18 protein-coding genes are annotated in these 16,972 nt (G+C 36.8%); 1 reads left to right on the plus strand and 17 read right to left on the minus strand.

From position 1 onward, the window contains the following. Positions 1-48 precede the first annotated feature (48 nt). The 11 genes from NDN13_RS05080 to NDN13_RS05130 form a co-directional block, all read right to left on the minus strand. Positions 49-2,838, minus strand: a complete 2,790-nt coding sequence (locus NDN13_RS05080; RefSeq protein WP_251117431.1) for a host specificity factor TipJ family phage tail protein — start codon at positions 2,836-2,838, stop codon at positions 49-51. Further along, complete coding sequence (locus NDN13_RS05085; RefSeq protein WP_251117432.1) at positions 2,835-3,155, minus strand: hypothetical protein; 321 nt, start codon at positions 3,153-3,155, stop codon at positions 2,835-2,837. Before NDN13_RS05085 ends, NDN13_RS05080 begins: the two co-directional genes overlap by 4 nt. Further along, positions 3,155-3,640, minus strand: a complete 486-nt coding sequence (locus NDN13_RS05090) for a hypothetical protein (protein WP_251117433.1) — start codon at positions 3,638-3,640, stop codon at positions 3,155-3,157. Before NDN13_RS05090 ends, NDN13_RS05085 begins: the two co-directional genes overlap by 1 nt. Next, positions 3,633-4,121: a hypothetical protein gene (locus tag NDN13_RS05095; RefSeq protein ID WP_251117434.1), complete on the minus strand. Its 489-nt coding sequence runs from the start codon at positions 4,119-4,121 to the stop codon at positions 3,633-3,635. The genes NDN13_RS05090 and NDN13_RS05095 overlap by 8 nt, the downstream gene beginning before the upstream one ends. A 657-nt stretch (positions 4,122-4,778) precedes the next feature. After that, positions 4,779-8,669 (minus strand): tape measure protein, encoded by a 3,891-nt coding sequence (locus NDN13_RS05100; protein WP_251117435.1) that lies wholly within the window; start codon positions 8,667-8,669, stop codon positions 4,779-4,781. A gap of 86 nt (positions 8,670-8,755) precedes the next feature. Next, a complete protein-coding gene (locus NDN13_RS05105) occupies positions 8,756-9,244 on the minus strand; it encodes a DUF6714 family protein (protein WP_251117436.1) in 489 nt (162 codons plus the stop codon). 24 nt (positions 9,245-9,268) lie between these two features. Further along, a complete protein-coding gene (locus NDN13_RS05110; protein ID WP_251117437.1) occupies positions 9,269-10,273 on the minus strand; it encodes a hypothetical protein in 1,005 nt (334 codons plus the stop codon). A 112-nt stretch (positions 10,274-10,385) separates the two neighbouring features. Next, on the minus strand, positions 10,386-11,150 hold the full coding sequence (locus NDN13_RS05115) for a DUF4882 family protein (protein WP_251117438.1): 765 nt from the start codon (positions 11,148-11,150) through the stop codon (positions 10,386-10,388). 111 nt (positions 11,151-11,261) lie between these two features. Next, a complete protein-coding gene (locus NDN13_RS05120; protein WP_251117439.1) occupies positions 11,262-11,558 on the minus strand; it encodes a hypothetical protein in 297 nt (98 codons plus the stop codon). A 75-nt stretch (positions 11,559-11,633) separates the two neighbouring features. Next, positions 11,634-12,212, minus strand: coding sequence for an antA/AntB antirepressor family protein (locus tag NDN13_RS05125; RefSeq protein WP_251117440.1), 579 nt, complete (start codon positions 12,210-12,212; stop codon positions 11,634-11,636). Next, positions 12,179-12,334 (minus strand): Arc family DNA-binding protein, encoded by a 156-nt coding sequence (locus tag NDN13_RS05130; protein WP_251117441.1) that lies wholly within the window; start codon positions 12,332-12,334, stop codon positions 12,179-12,181. The genes NDN13_RS05125 and NDN13_RS05130 overlap by 34 nt, the downstream gene beginning before the upstream one ends. Positions 12,335-12,456: 122 nt before the next feature. Here NDN13_RS05130 and NDN13_RS05135 point away from each other — a divergent pair, with 122 nt between their 5' ends. Then, positions 12,457-12,804 (plus strand): Arc family DNA-binding protein, encoded by a 348-nt coding sequence (locus tag NDN13_RS05135; RefSeq protein ID WP_251117442.1) that lies wholly within the window; start codon positions 12,457-12,459, stop codon positions 12,802-12,804. Between the two features lie 25 nt (positions 12,805-12,829). On the opposite strand, the gene NDN13_RS05140 is transcribed toward NDN13_RS05135, so the two are convergent. The 6 genes from NDN13_RS05140 to NDN13_RS05165 form a co-directional block, all read right to left on the minus strand. After that, positions 12,830-13,519, minus strand: a complete 690-nt coding sequence (locus NDN13_RS05140) for a hypothetical protein (RefSeq protein WP_251117443.1) — start codon at positions 13,517-13,519, stop codon at positions 12,830-12,832. 290 nt (positions 13,520-13,809) lie between these two features. Beyond that, a complete protein-coding gene (locus tag NDN13_RS05145; RefSeq protein ID WP_251117444.1) occupies positions 13,810-14,640 on the minus strand; it encodes a hypothetical protein in 831 nt (276 codons plus the stop codon). A 259-nt stretch (positions 14,641-14,899) separates the two neighbouring features. Continuing rightward, positions 14,900-15,436, minus strand: a complete 537-nt coding sequence (locus NDN13_RS05150; protein ID WP_251117445.1) for a surface-adhesin E family protein — start codon at positions 15,434-15,436, stop codon at positions 14,900-14,902. Between the two features lie 71 nt (positions 15,437-15,507). Continuing rightward, positions 15,508-15,819 carry a hypothetical protein gene (locus tag NDN13_RS05155; RefSeq protein ID WP_251117446.1) on the minus strand — a complete coding sequence of 104 codons (312 nt, stop codon included), beginning with the start codon at positions 15,817-15,819 and terminating at the stop codon, positions 15,508-15,510. 83 nt (positions 15,820-15,902) lie between these two features. Next, entirely contained in the window at positions 15,903-16,748 is an 846-nt protein-coding gene (locus tag NDN13_RS05160; RefSeq protein WP_251117447.1) for a protein kinase family protein, read from the minus strand. Then, positions 16,711-16,908 (minus strand): hypothetical protein, encoded by a 198-nt coding sequence (locus tag NDN13_RS05165; RefSeq protein ID WP_251117448.1) that lies wholly within the window; start codon positions 16,906-16,908, stop codon positions 16,711-16,713. The genes NDN13_RS05160 and NDN13_RS05165 overlap by 38 nt, the downstream gene beginning before the upstream one ends. Positions 16,909-16,972 lie beyond the last annotated feature (64 nt).

The following is a 16,972-nucleotide window of genomic DNA, read 5'->3' on the forward strand; positions in this document are numbered from 1 at the left end:
CAGGCATAAAAAAACCGCCTGTTAAGGCGGTTATCCATTTAATTTTGTCTAAATGAAATCGTGATCGTTCTGATAGTAGCGATCGTCATAGTTGATACATGTAAGCTTATTAGTCATCTGATCATTGGGTGTCATCTCGCTAAGCATAAATATGCTTTTGCTTGAATCAGCACCTTTGATCACTGTATAGAGTGTTTTGACATAACGATCAGGATCAACAACAAGCGCCTGTATTGGCGGCCTAGTCAAAATGATCTGGTTTGTCATTTCCCCTGCTGTGCATTCAACAATGTCTACAGTTGCATTCTGCATTTGAAGATGACAGTAATAGGTTTCGCCAGAGACAAAGTCCACATCTTGCGAACCAGTTAAGATCAATCCATCAATAGCAACCACTTCACCATCTTGTGTTTCTAAACTAGTGTTATCAGCCACAAGAATTCGGTCATTACGAATCAATAAATCCGACTCATTAAGGGCCGTAAATTCACAGTTCACATTCTGATGCTTCAACTTATTCCACTCACGCCAAGCCCTTGTCTTTGCAACGGCTTCATTTCTGATTCCAGTGCTCTGAATCTTCAATGGATTGGTTAATGTAATGCCTGTCGGGATTGAATAAGTTACACGTTTATCATCGCTCGGCGATGTGTATTCAAGCTCAACTCCGTCATAATCTTTATCAATACCAAACTTAAAAGTACGCGTCTCAGAACCCATTAATTTATTTCGGTGATTGAATAGTAAAACTGAGTTATCTTGAGGCTTCTCAAATTTCAAACGCAGCTTATTACCAAAGCGCATGGCTTCGCAGAAACAGGCACTAGCAATCATCCCTGCTTGCTCTTCAAAGCTTAGATTCTCATCGTCAAAAGTGTAGCTGAACTCAGTTGCCACAGGAGATCCAAAGTAATCTCTTACAGCCTGAACCTCTGATTTGATTTGGTCAATGTCTATTTCAGTCGCAGATCGTCGTCCAATATATTGGTCTAGCCCCATATTGATTAAGGCTTGCCCTGCATCTTTTGTAGCGACTAACTCACCTGTTCCATCAACTTTGAGTTTTCGAGTAACAAGACAGTTTAAGATTCGCTCTTTTAGCGACAAAGCACCATCTGTGGCAACTGTTCTACTTCTTACTATGGTCACATTTGAGTACTTATCCTTATTGTATGCAGAGGATAAATAGACATCTTTGACCTTGCAGTCCGTGGTTGGATTGTTACCATTATGCTGATCAACTTTTGCTGCACGAAAACGAACATTTCCTTGTGTTGGCAACTCAATATTTAATGAAATACCAAACCCATATCGTTTAGTCACATGGTCACTGTAGTACTCATAAGTGTAGATTGGAGATACAGGGTCACCATCATCATTAATGATTTGATACTGAACTTGAATTTTAACCCATGCCCAGTTAGTTTTCCCTTTGCTGTCTTGGTTCCACAGCCCACCAGGGAAATAGATATTAAGATTTAAGTGTGTTGCATCATCTTTAAATATATCAAACCAACCTACCCACTTGTTTGCTACCAGTTCTAGGTAGATAGCCCCATCATTTAAACCTTGTGTTGAACCACCAAAAAGAGTTGGAATTTTATCCCAATCAGGATTGTCCGTTGAAGCATTTGAAAGGGTGATACTTGATGCTGTAACGACACTTACAGAGTAATTATCATCAAGATCAACACTGCCAATGTTATTATTTAGGATGATGCCTGCTGTTAGATCATAATCTGCATCAACATAGTTCCAGTTGTAGTTCACTTGTTTTGGTGAATCTAATTGAACAACGTATGTGTAGATGGATCCAACCAATGTTCTGGTCACTGATGACACAATGTATTGCCCAGACAAATCATAATTGATGCCAGCAATATCAACATTCGCGCCATTCAATAATAAGCCTTTAAAGTCTGCATATGCCGCAACATCAACATCTGTATCTATACTGACTTTAAAATCACTCGATACTGAGCAAGGACCAGACAAAACTGCATTATCAACACCAAACTGTGCACCTGAAATTGCTATTCCATCACCTACAGCAAAAATGTTCCTGAAGTCTGTTGAACTTTCAGAACTACGAATTACACCGCCAGTCGTAAAGTAAATATGGGTTCCGTCCACAACGACATCGTTTGGATTTACGAGTGTCTGTCCATTAATAGATGCTGATTTAGCCACATCCAAAGGTAATGTAGTAAATGATTGCCCAACTTTATATATGGTGTCCGAACCGATAATACTTGTGTCAGGATCATATATACTGACACTTACTCCATCAATACCATTTACGTCGGTGTCACCATCTCGGCAATCATGAATTTGATAATACCCTCGACCAATGCACATTAAGCATTCCTCAATCTCAATATCATTTTCGTAGTAGCTATATACAACAGCAATCAAATCAGGATATGCACGGATATTCCCAAAGATATCTGCGATTCGACCATTTACACGCGATCTATTCGACCGTCCTGATAGTTCATTGTTAGCTGAACCAGGTTGGCCAGATTCAGGCTTCGGCATAGTGAGGATGCTATAGATACTATATGCCGCCATGATGGCTACAATGGCGTAATACACATACCAAATCCAACTTGGATAGATCACAACATAAAAAGTGCCTTCCAGTGACTGCAAGTGCTTAATACCTTCCGCGCTTAAAGGTGTGATATCGTTTTCTTCTGCAACACTATTGTGATAAATCTTTGTATTCTGTGGGAAAACAGTAAATTGCTGTTTTAGATATGCACTTACATCATCAACATCAGCAGTAGACCATGTGCTTTGGTTATATGGATCAGGGCAAATAATTACTCTTTTCATTTGTAGTAACTAACCTCTTTAAATCCAATTTTCACAACTTCTAATGGCATGTACTGAACGCCACGACCGGTAAGATGCAAAACCTTGTTATCAAAAAAAACCCCAACATGTGTTGAGGTTTGAAAGTTATGTTTGAAAAAAACAATGCAGGGCGATATCGGTTCTTCAATTAATTCAAATCCACCCTTCCCATTCAGAAATCTCTTTAGTCGTTTCGAAAGGTCTTCACCAGTAATCTGCTGCCATGCTTCACAGGTGAACTCATTGCACGTGTAAGTTTTTGACCATATGCGATCAAGCAGGTTGTCTATGCTCATCACGCTCTCCGCAACAGTGGATAGTCTTCAATGGAGTATGTTTGTCCAGTCTTGACACTGTTTAATTGTGGCGCTTGTGCATCGAATGTGACCAAGCCACTACTATCTTTAGAGATTGTAGGGATTTCTAGCGTTTGCAACTGTGTCATAGGTGAGGTCAGATCATCATCTCGGAATAGCTTAAATTTGCATTCAGGTTTTACAGTTGGATATGCACTTTCTCGAATGGCTGAAACTGCTAATGCCAACTCATCATCCATATCTGCAATGGTTAGAGATAAGGTTTGCTCCAGGTCATTGGAAACATTATTCCGCTTGATCGACATCGGTTGATAAACATAATTCTGACCTTCAGCTACAATCCCATCTGAATCATTCTTCACATACCGAAAGACTTTTGAAAAACTTGGGTGAGATATCTCAATACATTCAAGTGGTACAATACCGCTTGATGCATTTAAATAAAATGAAGTGTAATCAGCCATTATAAGTCTCCAGTGCATCTGGAAGGTCTTGGTTGACCAACTTCTCCAATGGATTCAATAATGCAGCCAAATCACCGCCCTCATTACCCACACCAATAATAATGTCATCCAAAGTTTCATTAACTGGTAGCGGTTTAACCTTCAGAGTTGCTGTCACTGTGTAGACATCTGCCTCTTTACTTGAGAGTGTTGGAGCACCACTAAAGAAGCATTCGTAATCTTCAACTGGTGCATTATCCACACAGATCTTTGCTAGAAAAGGCTGGCTAGGGTTTCTTGCCCACACTCGATAAAAGGCCATAAGATACTGATACCCTGACTCCTGCACCACCCATCTTGAACTTACTGTATGCATCACACCTTTAAGTGATTTTCGATAGCGGTCCGCGCCTCCATCCAAGATTTGCGACATAACACCATCACCGATGTTGGCTGAATATCCTTCCTGTGTTGAACAGTACATCATTCGATTAAGTACCATAACTTTTCCTTAGGTAATAAAAAACCGACCTATCAAAGGTCGGTTCTAGGAACAATTGTAAACTTTTCCACTCATCCAGAAATCCTCCAGATAAGTGCGGTTATGGCAGTTATTAGACCACCTAGACTTGCTAGTACCAATGAGATACTTTTCCCATAGGCCATAATTATGGCTACTTTTCCTGCATCTTTTGTGCTCATTTTAGGACCTCAATTAGCTTGGCAAATGCATTCACAATATTTGAGAATTGCCAAAGTAAAATCCCAAATAGAATAGATCCTGTTACTTTTAAGAATCCATACTTTTCCATAATCGCCTCTACAAATTTCATAATTACTGTTATACTTTCAAACATAGATATATTTTCTCCTTAATCGGCTCGGTTAAGTTGATTGAAAACCCTAGTGCGCCAACACTGGGGTTTTTGCTTATTTGTGATTCTAAATTTCTTTAGAATTCAATTCGTCCTTCGGTTTTCCCCCCACAGAAAAAGAAAAACCACCCGAAGGTGGTGATTCAATATTACTTACTGTCAATAGAGTTTAGAAGTGAGTAGTAGTTTATACTGTCAACAGGCTTTCTTCTCTCTTATACGTATGTATCTAATCCTCTCTTATACGTGTACTTCTAAGTGGACCTTGATCGAGAAAGGTTAACTCAACGTCTCCGACCAGCATTGGTGTTCTGTCCTAAGGATTTAGAGATTGGACTGTTAGGGTTAGACAATTGTGCTGTGACCAACTGTTCTGCCAGTTGCTGAATACGAATATCCATTGAACCATCAGATCTTGTCTCTACCTTTGCAGTAGTACCAGGTAAAGTAAATACATTTACTTTGGGCTGACTCATAGTTGTTGAACTACCAGATACACTTCTGCCAGAGTTAATGGCATTTAAGGTATCAACTCCAACTCGCTTGGTTGCGGCAGCGTTTAGTACATATTCCTGGCCATGTACCACACCAGCAACCTCCCCCCGACCCAAGTCACCTGTATAGCCGCCCGTGGCATAACCTTTGCCACTAAATGTCATTGTTGCTGATTGAATATTACTAATGATACTAGCTGTTTCAGCCGCAACAGTAGCCATTGCAGCCAAGTTCATCGGGAATTGGAGGTTAGATGCTTGAGCTATACCAGCTTGAATAGCTATAGTTGATCGAGCAATTGCTGCCGCCTTCTCCACAACAAACATCGCCTTGTAAGCTGCTGATTGCTCTCCCAGCATACTCTTAAACATATCCGCATAAGAACCAGCTATCTGGCCACCAAAAGATAAATTAAGATCCAGTCGAGCCCTTAGAAACTCTTCTTCATTCTTTAATAAATCGGCTTTAGCCTCTTCATCCGTAATGAGATTGTATTTAAGAGTTTCAGATACATTTGAATCCGCTGTGTTCTTTGTTTGCTCCAACTGAAAATAAGCGCCTGTTCCAGTTTGATTTGCCTTCATGCCCTGATAGGTATTCCACGCTCCTTGTCGTTTAGTTTCATACTCATTATCTTCAGCTCGATATGATGCATTTAGTAATCGGCTTCTTTCAGCAGCATCTTTAGTTTTTTCAATCTCTAGACGCTCTAGGCGATAACGCTCTCGCATTGAATCAACTTCATGCATATATGATTGCTGTATCTGAAAAAGTCGCTGCTCTTGAGCGAGTTTAATTAGCGCAAGCTCTTGCTGCTCCTGCTGACTTAAAAGATTTACAGCTTCCTGTCTTTGGCTCTTCGTCAATTCAAGATCATGTAAAGCTTCAAACTGTCGTCTCGCAAAGCTATCACGTAACAGTTGCTCTTCTGTTTTTGTGAAAGCCTTATAGTCATCGAGTCTGGTTCGTATAGCTTGCTGAGCAATGGCAATATCATTATTGGCTTGTACTTGGTACTGAGCCTTTAACTTTCTCGCTTCATCATCGCTATATCCGGCTTTATCAATCTCTTTTAAACCATCAGCTAGGTTTTGGCGTATACGAGTAATTTCATCCGCAACAGCCATTTGCAACTGTATTTGATTTCTCGCAACCTCATTAGCCTGTTTCTCCAAATGCAAGTTGGATTTATATGTTCCATCACTTGGGCCACCTTTGACTTTGGACATCATCGATGGTGCTTGGTGAAGTAACTTCAAGACGACACCATCTTCAAAAGTCACAGTACTATAGTAACCACCACCTTTAGCATCATAAGCAGTTTTTACATCCTTAACTGCGACTGTAGTCGTGATTGGAGTACCCACAGGCATTGCAAAATCAATCCCCTTATGAAAAGAAGAAGCCCCTGCTGTAGGGGCTTTTCGTTGTCCATAATCAGAACTGACTCTGTAGGAAGATAATGCTTTACCTCCAGCTTGTAATCTTGCTAAGTGCTCCTTAGAAACCTTTTGGCCATCTCGTGAACCACCATAACGCACATCTAAATGTGCGCCTGTACCAACTCCAGAATTTCCAGAAATACCAATTAAACGCTGAGATAACTTAGCTTGTTTTTCAAGCTCCTTGGTTCTCTCTTTATCTTTATCGATTAACTTATCAATTGCACTTTCCTGATTGAGAATTTGATCAATCAATTTCTCTTGTTGAACCGTTACACCTTCAAAACCTTTTTCCTGATTCTTGCGATAAGTTTGTAATAACAATTCAGCTTTTTGTTCTGTAGCACCAAATTTTTCAATTAAAGATTTTTTAAACTCATTGTCCCATAAGCGGTCTGTAAGCGTTTTATTTACATCCTTTAGTTTTTCGGCAAATTTAGCAATATCTTGTGCTGCATCACTAGCACCTTTGCCTGCATCACTAAAACCCTGTTTTGCGTTTGCTCCAGCTGATTTAGCTAAATTAAGCTGTTCATTTGCCTTTTCGACAGCACCTTGCTGGTCATCGACTTTTTTCTTACTCTCCACCAATTGATTGATCTGTTCGCTACTTATGAAGTCAAGTCGATTTAAACGTTCAAACGCTTGTTCAACTTCAATTGTGCCTGATTTCAGTTCAGCCCAGATTCTATATGCCTCCTTATTCTCTCTATTACTGTCTAAAACTTTTTCAGTTAATTCTTCAAAATCATTTTTAACCTTCTGAAGTTTCAAGGATTGAACATTTAACTCTTTAGATAGTTCCTGTTCAGCAGCTCTTAGTTGAGCACCACTAAGTTTATTTAATTCTTCAGCGGCCATACTGGCATAGTTAGTTTGGGCTCTAAGCATTTTGTTTGCTTCATCACCATTATTGCGCATCAATAGATAAGTTGCCGCAACTCCAGCTACTGTAAGGCCTAATCCTACTGGTCCACCCAATACCCCTAATAATGCCCTTCCCGCACCCATTGATGCAGCTCCTGCGGCAGCTGTGCGAGTCTGAGCTGCAGCTAAAGCATTTTCTGTTGCGGCTAATTCAGCATTGATTACAGCTTGTTGGCGACGTAACAATCCCAAGCGGATTTCAGAGTTGATTGCTCCTTGAGTTGAAATTTGACTTTTCTTTCGCTGAAGCTCCAGTTTTAACTCTTCAATTAATTGAACTCTGGTTGCTTGTAAACTTGCTAACTTAGCTTGAGCATTTACAACTTCTTGTGCCGCAGCTGCTCGTTCGGCTTGAATAGCTGCATACTGCACGGTAATTTGCATTGCTAAAGTTTTGGTTTTAACTCCCATTGCAACGACAGACTTATACATAACTGGGATAAGAGTACCTAACCAGTAGGCACCCCCAACCATTGCAACATTGGTTAAGGTTTCGAGATTAAAAGCTAAGTACTGAATGGACTTAGCTATTGCTTGAGCTGCACCACTACCTTTCCCCGCCTCACCAACAAACTTAGTAATTTCATTGTTAAGTTGGGCAAGCGTTTGACCGATGGATGTATCCGTTTTTGCATAAAGTTGATCAACACTGTCTCCAGCCTTCAGCAAAGCCTGCGTAATAACTTCGCCTGTTAATTTTCCATCCAACATCATTTGACGCAATTCGCCGCGTGTTACATTCAAGCCCTTTGCCATAGCATTTAAAAGCCCACCTGCGCCATCGACTAGGCTATTATATTCTTGAGCCCTGAGAATATTCCCATCGATTGACTGGCCGTATTGAAACAAAGCCCCTGCGGCTGCCTGAGCTGTAGATCCACTCATAGCCACGGCTTTGGTGGTAATTTCTGTTAATCTTGCTAATTGCTCTTGATTCAAATTTAACGTTTTACTGTTTGCTACATACTTAGAGTACACATCATTAACAGATTCCCACTGAGCACCAACCCTTTGAGCGATATCGAACGTATCCTTCATCGCTCCATTTAGTTGCTCTTGAGTCTCAGTAACCACTTTGAGTTTATTGTATAAGTTGGTATATGCGTCCATTTTTGACACAGCAGCCCCAATAGTTACAAGTCCCGCCATATACCCAGCTAACTGTCGTGTTGCTACGCTAAATCTATCTGTAGAGCGGGTTGCGAAATCTCCATTTCGTTCAATACTATTTAGTTCATCACTTAAATTACGGGCATTTCTTGCTGCATTTCTTGAGTCAATCACAATGACTAAACGGGATTCTTGGGTCATATCACGTTCCTTTAGGCAATAAAAAAGCGCCTAAAGGCGCGGTAAATTCTTGGTATGAAAAAGCCCCTAGAGGCTTTTATATTGAGTCAAGTGTTTTCTCTTAAAAACTCTTTAATAAACTGTTTTTGATCATCACTAAAAACATGATTATCTTCGTCCCATCGTGTTTCTAATCTAAAAACAAAGCTATCCATAAAAGCTTTATTTTTATTTGTTGTTAGAAAGTGATTAATAGCAGCAGGCAAAAAGAATTTAAAACCTTTCGAATCTAAGAAACTACATGAATCACCAAAGTAATATAGATATTCATAACTGACGTCTTCCCATGTTTTAATACCTTCTTGCGGTCTAATGCGTGTTGAAACGGCCTTTAAAGCTGCATTTGTGTAAAACTCAGGCCATTGAAAGTTATATTTTAGAATTAAATCTTTTGCAGACATATTCAGCGCAGTTAAATAGTTATCATCTATTTCTTCAAAATATCGATAATGTGTATCATAAAAATCACATTCTAACAATGAGTAAGAGTCACCTAGATCATAAAGAGGAAATATTTTTTCAAGGGTTTCATTCATTATTAACTCTCATAAAAATTTAAATCAGATACTACTAATTAACTTAACATTATCCAAGGCTTTATTTAATCTTTCATTTTCAACATTAGACTTTGTAGTATAAAGTAAAAACTCCTTTAGTATTAAAACTTGATCTTTACTAAAAAATTGCAATAAGGTTGTAACATCCTCATATGTATCAGCCCAAACTAGACGACTGAGCCATGATGTGAAGCTATTTGAATAAATTATCTCAGCATCATTTAAAAAGTATTTCATAATAGCCGGTGTATAGAATAAATATGCCTGAGGTTTTAAATAGCTATAACCTGTAGAATAACAATTTAGGTATAGAACAGGTATGTCTAAAGGATTGCTAAATCTGTTAGCCATCTTCCGTTTTTCTTTAATTGCTTGAATTGCCTCTTCCTGATCTACTGAAAGCCATCCACATGTTTCAAAAAAATGAATTTCCTGTTTCGCCCATTCTTCTTCAGTTAAATTAGAGTCAGGATGAGTTTCATCAAAATACCAATAACTTGTATCAGCATAGTCTTCTTCGGCAAGCGTATAATTACCACCTAAAGTGATATTTTTGAATTTTACCTCTATCTGCTCTAATAAAGTTTCTGCATTTATATGCTCTAACAGTTTAAGCCAATTCGTAGGTAGGAACTGCTCATCTTTTTCTTCTACTACACCTGAATTTTTAATCCTCATATTCTCAGCAATCAAAATCAGTTCTATTGAAGGGTCATTAAAAGTGAAAATGAACTTAAATTTTTCATTTCCAAAATCTTTTACAATACAATCAACAATATAAAATTGCCCACTACTCAGGTCATTTGTAATACTAAATTTATGAATTGATGCCTTTTCAAAAACAACTAATGCCTTCTCCAATGAATACTTTTCATCTTCAAAAGTTGAAAAAATATGAACATAAAGGAGAACATTCAAACTGAATGTCTTCGGATCTACATCCAATAAAAAGCCATACAACCTAGCATCGTGTAAATCCCCTAATAAATGATAAATTTTCTTATTCATAGTTTGGACTATTCCCCTTATTTTCAATTAGTTTATTTTACTTTTTAGTGAAAAACTAGGAATTTAGGGGTGATAAAAAACCTCCCAAAGGAGGTTAAATGGATTTCAGCTTTTAAATAGTATTACCACAGATGTCTTTGGTGCCTGTTGGGTAGGTTTGGGTCAGTTTAGTTGAGTCAGTAATAAGTTCTATAGAATACACATTGCCAATATTTGGAGAAGTAGAATCTATACCGTAATAAGCCATTCCATTAGTAAAAGCTAAGCTTATAATTTTACTTGGATTAGTAGAAACATATCCTTTATTGACACCATTAAAAATCACACCAACTTGCTTAGTATCCTGGTTTACATATATTCCAATATTTTGATAACCATCACTAGTGCTTGTTACAGGTAATTCAATCATACCAGTTGCCCCATCAACAGTACTACCAACTGCAAACATAACTTTATTAGGGGTAGTGCTGCCTTGTAAATGATTTGCATACAAAGCTACTATCTGACCTTTACCATTACTGTAATAAGCGTCAGCATAGTTTGGATACATAAATATCTGTTCATTGTTGGTCAGTAAAATTGTAGGAACTTTAACCTTATATTCGTATGCAAAAATTCCACTTTGCGGCACGTTACTGCCATTATTTTGCCCAGAAATTGCATTTCCATTGGCTGCAATAAACATCTGTTGAGAGTTTTCCGCAGTTGCTGCTACTGTGAAAGATGTCTTTTGTCCTGAGATAGCGGGGAATTTCTGAAACCCAGCGAAAGCTGTTGTTATTTGAGCTTGTGTCGCATCAAAGTTATAAGTACAAGCAGCAAATGTATTTGAAATAGAAACGGCACTGATTAAGGTTCCTAATATTATCTTTTTCACATCTTTCACCTTTTTATAATTGAACGTTCAGTATAAATAATCATTTATAAAATTGTGTGAAATCAGATGAAAACCGCCCCAAAGGATGGCTTTCATTTAATTGAAGCTAAATTATGACTTGCTATCCACTTCAGCTTGGTAATGGTCTTCCTGCTCTTTACTGAAAGTCATGGAATCTTGAATCATGCTTTCAGTGATTCGAAAAAGCCTAATGAGTTCTTTGAATACTGATTCAGGAACGTTATAAACCTTGCCCACATATTCAATGGTTCGCTCTTGCTTATGCTGGATTGCATCAAGCATTGCAGCAATATCGGAAACTTGCTCATAAGCGAGTGCAAAGCCTTCGGCAACATCACTTGCGTCATAGGCTTGATTTTTACTTCCTATCTGTATCATACTGTTCATAGTTACATTCCTTATGTAGCAAACTAAAAGCCTCTCTCCGTCGAAAGTAAGGGGCTTTTTTATTGCCTGAAATTTTCATTGTTTTAGTTCCAAACCTGTTAAATGTGGTTGAACCATAATTTTCAGATCATCTAATTTTTGTTTGGCTTTCGGTTTGTACTGTTTGCCAACAAGCGAAAGCGTTCGTCCCGCTTGGGAAGCAATTTCACTGAACTTATCAAATTCAATAGATGCTTTATTGAATTGATCCATTAAGCCAAAAACTGTTTTACGAAGTACTTTTTCACAGTTAATGAAATAACGGCGAGCCATACGACCCTGCAAGTTATTCTCAACCATTGAAAGTTCTTTAGCTACATCTAGAGTAAGAAGATAATCTAGTTGCTTAGCTTTTCCTTTTCTTCCGTCATTTCTTTGGGTTTCGGTAATTACCGAAAAGCAAGCAAAGTCCTCATTTTCAATAAAACCATAGGTTTTAATACGCTTCTTAATCCAATCAGCAAAACGATCACCGCTTTTAAGCCATAGATGCAAAGTACGAGCATCAACGCATGGTTGCACTTCCCCTCCTATTTCTCCATCAATGACAGGAATTAAGTTATCTGGTTGACTTGGCAAATTCATACTTTTTTCTCCTTTTGGCTTTTGAGCCATTCCTCAACTATTACATTCAACTGACTTGTTAAAGATCTGCGATACTTAACTGCGTACTCTTTAAGTTGATCGACTATTTCATGTGGCATTCGAACATTTACCTGTTGATCATTTCTTGCCATTACTTTTCCTTGTTATGCTTAAACGACATGTTAGCATATTGCTAACATAGCAATATGCTAACATTGCTGTCAATAATTTTTGATAGCATAATGCTACTAATTCATAGATTAGTATTTTTAAAATGGCCGATATACAATTCAACCTCCGCATACCTGCAGAACTAAAAGAACATATCGCAGAGGCAGCAAAAGAAAATAATCGTTCCCTAAATGCTGAAGCCCAGTCACGCCTTGAAGAGAGTTTTATTGATGCAATTCCAGCTGATGGATTACCTAAATTAATCGCAGCATATTTCATGGGTATGTATTCACGATACTCATCTGAAAAAGATAATCTATTGAATTTATTTAAAAAAGATCCAGAAAATCAAGAATTAAAGCGAGAAATTGAGAAATATGATTTTTTAATTAGTGAATTAAAATCTAACGCTGAAAGATTATTTCCTGATGCATTTAAAAAAGCACCATAAGGTGCTTTTTATTAATAAGAATCAATTAGGTATTTGCGATTGAATTTAATTCTACAAATACTTGATCAATTTGAGACTTAAACAAATCATATTTAGCAATAATTTCTGGAAGATACGCTGCTTGAACTAGCCGTTCCGTTCCACTTTCATGCACTACAAATGCATCAACTTGGAATCCTGCTCTAAATAGCTCACCAGAAATAGCATCCCCACCTTGATTCGTAACAGGTATATATTTGTGCTTTAATGTATTTGATAACGAAGCAAAATATTTAAATTCTTCAGTTTCAAAACACGTTAAGCTACTCAATAAATCTGGGTAAATACCTGAACCATTAGCTTGTAACTCATCTTTTACTTTCTGGAAAGTAACCTTATCAATAGTTAAATCAACACCATTTCTTCGCAAAGTTACCAAACGGTTCTCATAAATTAGTTGAGCAACTAAATCAGCTAAACTGTGAATTTGAATAGTCATTGCATATAACTGATTTGTTATAAATAACTCTAAATAATTTTTAGATTCCTCTGGATTGTTATCAAGACGCGGAGTAACAAGTTCTTCTAAAAGGCTTAAAAAGGTTGCTTCACTACCTAAAAAGGTATCACTTGTAGCCATTAAATTTTTATTTAAAACAATCATTCTAAAAACTTGTTGAATACTTTGAAAACTTTCCAGCCCCGCAATACTATTATGGATATTTAAATCTGACATTTTTCTATTCTCTTAAAGTTGGAACCATAAGTATATGGTTCAAAAGATTTTTTTCAACCACAACCTATCTAAATATTTTAATTTTTTCTGATTTCAGAAAAATATGACTGAATCCTTATGGGAAGAAAAATATTAATAATTGTTGTCTTACTTTTTTGGCTTAGCTTATCGCCACTGATCGAATATTGTCTTTAATAGATATTGGTCATGAGATTGCTAAACATATTCTTCAACCTACAAGGTAGAAACAAAAAAAGCCCCGAGGGGCTTTCTTTATTAATAAATACTTATTACTTTATTTGGTCTAATACGCCTTGAACTTCATTTTGAGTTAAAGAGCGCATATTTTTATCCATACAATTTTTAAACATTGTAATTTTTTTAAGATCAGTAGCAGGTAAAGCTTTTTTCATAAAACATTCGTCAGACTTGCAATCATTATTGTCAATCAAATTTTTATAGTTTAAAAATGCCTTTTCATGAGCTTTACTTGTTTTTAGAAGCTTAAATAAGTGATCAACATAAGCTGTATATTTAGGAATATTATTTTTATCGGTAAATTTATCAGGATCTTTACCTAAGATTGAGTGAAATGCATGACCAGCAAATGGCCCAAATGCCTTTTCATCTTTTGCACCATACTTCCCATCTGTATGTGCATATGTATCAGCGTAAGCATGAATAAGTAGACCAGCTTTCCATATATCATTTTGATTCTTTAAGTTAACAGCAATCGCATTCTCTAAGCTTTTACGTCTAGCATCTATTATCGACCTCCCTCCACCATGTAATGAATGTAACTTTTTAACAGCATCTCTGCTGAATTCATCACCAAGAAAAGGAATCTTATTTTTAAAGGCATTTACAATTGCATCATATTGCTTATCCTCATCTGGATATTGAGAAAAGTAAGTTAAGGTTAAAGTCTCATTTTCACTTCTACCAGCTAGGTCAGCAATCATAAATGTAGTGTAGGAATGTCCATATTTATTAAATTTATCACTCAAATGTTGCATGCACATGTCTGTAGCTTTTACAGGACTTAATTTCTGATCTGCATAAAGACTGGTGCTACTAATTAGTAAGAATATTGGTATTAATATTAATTTAAATTTATTCATAAATTATTACCCCTTTATAATTGTTCTTTTAATAAACAACTATATAGATAGTAAGTCAATCATTGGGCGATGAAAAACGAATGCTTAAATTTTCTAAATACTGTTCTAATCTAATCTAAAAACTAATATTCAAATTAAAATAAAAATCCTCAAATTTAGGGATAATTTAGTGGATACTATCTGGTAAGTCACTAAAAAAGCACCTTGGGTGCTTTGTCTTTTTAATACGCTCTTTATAATTTAATTATATCAAGATAAGCTATTGAGCACTTAGGTTCCTCATCAACTCGTTACTTTCTTCTAAATTTGATTTGTTTTGATATCCTTTTGGAAGTATCTTCTCCATTTCAGCTTTTGATAATCTTTCCCCTATCTGCCATTTAGGAAATCTAAATCCTTTACCTTTCGTTAAACATGCAACCCTCCACATATTTTCCCCTGTCGTGTCGGGAATAATCAAATCATATTTAGCATCCTTTTCTTCTCTTTGTGCAGATGAAATAACATTGCCATCTTTTCCATAGTTCACGAATGCCAAAAGTCTTAACTTGTTATCAAGACATGAGAATTGGTAATAATCTTTTGATTTTGTATATATATCATTTCCTTCAAGCTCTTTATAGCTATCTGTCTTGAACCAAGCCTTTATGGTGTTATTTTTTTTGTCATACGCATATTGGCTGTTATCAACGTAAATCGCCCTATCATTTTCTCCCCCAATGGCTGCAAATTTCCAATCTGCGCCATGACTCAATCCTGAAAAAATTGCCCCTAAAACAAATAAAATACTTTTCATAATAAATCCCCTTTATTTCTAACGAGGATATTTTGTTTTGAGTGGAAAAGCTAGTTAGTCTTAGTATCATTTCAAGCAACAAAGTAACTCAAAGCTGTCATCAACATCCCAGCGCCAAATAACACAAAGCCTAGAATCAATAGCTTTAGCCCTAATTTCCCTTCTAATATTAAAAGCTGATTTACAGTTCCAGTTATAATTTCGCCATCATATACATTTGGAACTTTATAGACTGTTCCCATTAATGCATCTATATTTTTTTCATGAGCAAAGAGAATATATTTAACCCAATTAAGAATTACATAACCACGATATGCTAGTAGAAGTGACCCTACGCCACTTGAAACCCCACCAATTATTTTTAAAAGTACATTGATTTCCATAAAAATACCCTCTTATTTAAGGGTATTTATAACACAAACAGTTGAATATTAAAAAACCTCCCAAAGGAGGTTTATAATGATATTTATTTCGGCTTTAATACTCTAAAAATAGCAATGGGAGTTATTCCAAATGCTGAGTCTGGCCTGCCTGCCATTTGTTGCATTACCTTTACCAGATCTGAAATTCCATCTTTCAGTTCATTTGGTACTGTGGTATAGGTAAAGTTGTCATGTGGTAATGCATCTAAAACACCAAGAACATACCACTTTCCAGATAAGAATGGGCCATGTTTAAAATTTATATCATAAGGACTACCTGTGATTTCCTCCCTGTTAAGAGTCATCCACAATTCATCACATAAAGGTATGCCAGTTTCCACATCTTTAGCACCTGTGTCCACTAAGAGTTTAGCCTCTAAACCAAAAGGAATATTTTTGTAGAAAGTGGTTAAGTCTCTCATACTACTTCTGATTTCCTGAGCCTCTTTTTTTGTTTCTTTAAATCTTTCCAATTCTTTTATATGGCGATTTAGGGCAGGCTCAAGTAGCTCTTTAGCAACTCCTACATCAAGAACGCCAAGCCGTCCTTCACACAATATTAAGTTTCCTAGCATTGACTCATTAAGTTCTCTATGAATAAAACCTAACTCATCAAGTCTATCAATCATCTCTCTTGGCATTGTGGGTATTGCATCATAAAGATGCTCTGCAGTAGAACTGACAGAATGATCATTTCCGAGTTTGCCACCAGTAACAGTAGGCAAACCTACTGTTGCCTCCATTTTCCTAATATCACCTATTTGGCTGGTATTTTTTAAGGCATTCAATGCTCCAAGACCATTAAGCTGAGCATAGAAAGATTTAATTTTAGGATTATCTAAATAGAAAAAATCAAAGATTGATTCGATGCTTTGTGATTCTTGCGCCACGATTAATTTGTTCCTCTGCTTTTTTTCTATGCTCATTATATTGAGCTAAACTTTCTTGCATAGCTTTTTTGTATGTTTCTGCGGCATCCGCAAATATCTTAGAAGCATCCCCACTATGATCTTCCTGCTTTTCCCTTTTAAAGAAGAATGGAAAGCCCATGATTAATCTCCTAGAGATAAAAACACCCTATTATCTATTAATAACAGGGTTTACACTTACATAC

The organism is Acinetobacter sp. C32I, from assembly GCF_023702715.1.
GTDB lineage: Bacteria > Pseudomonadota > Gammaproteobacteria > Pseudomonadales > Moraxellaceae > Acinetobacter.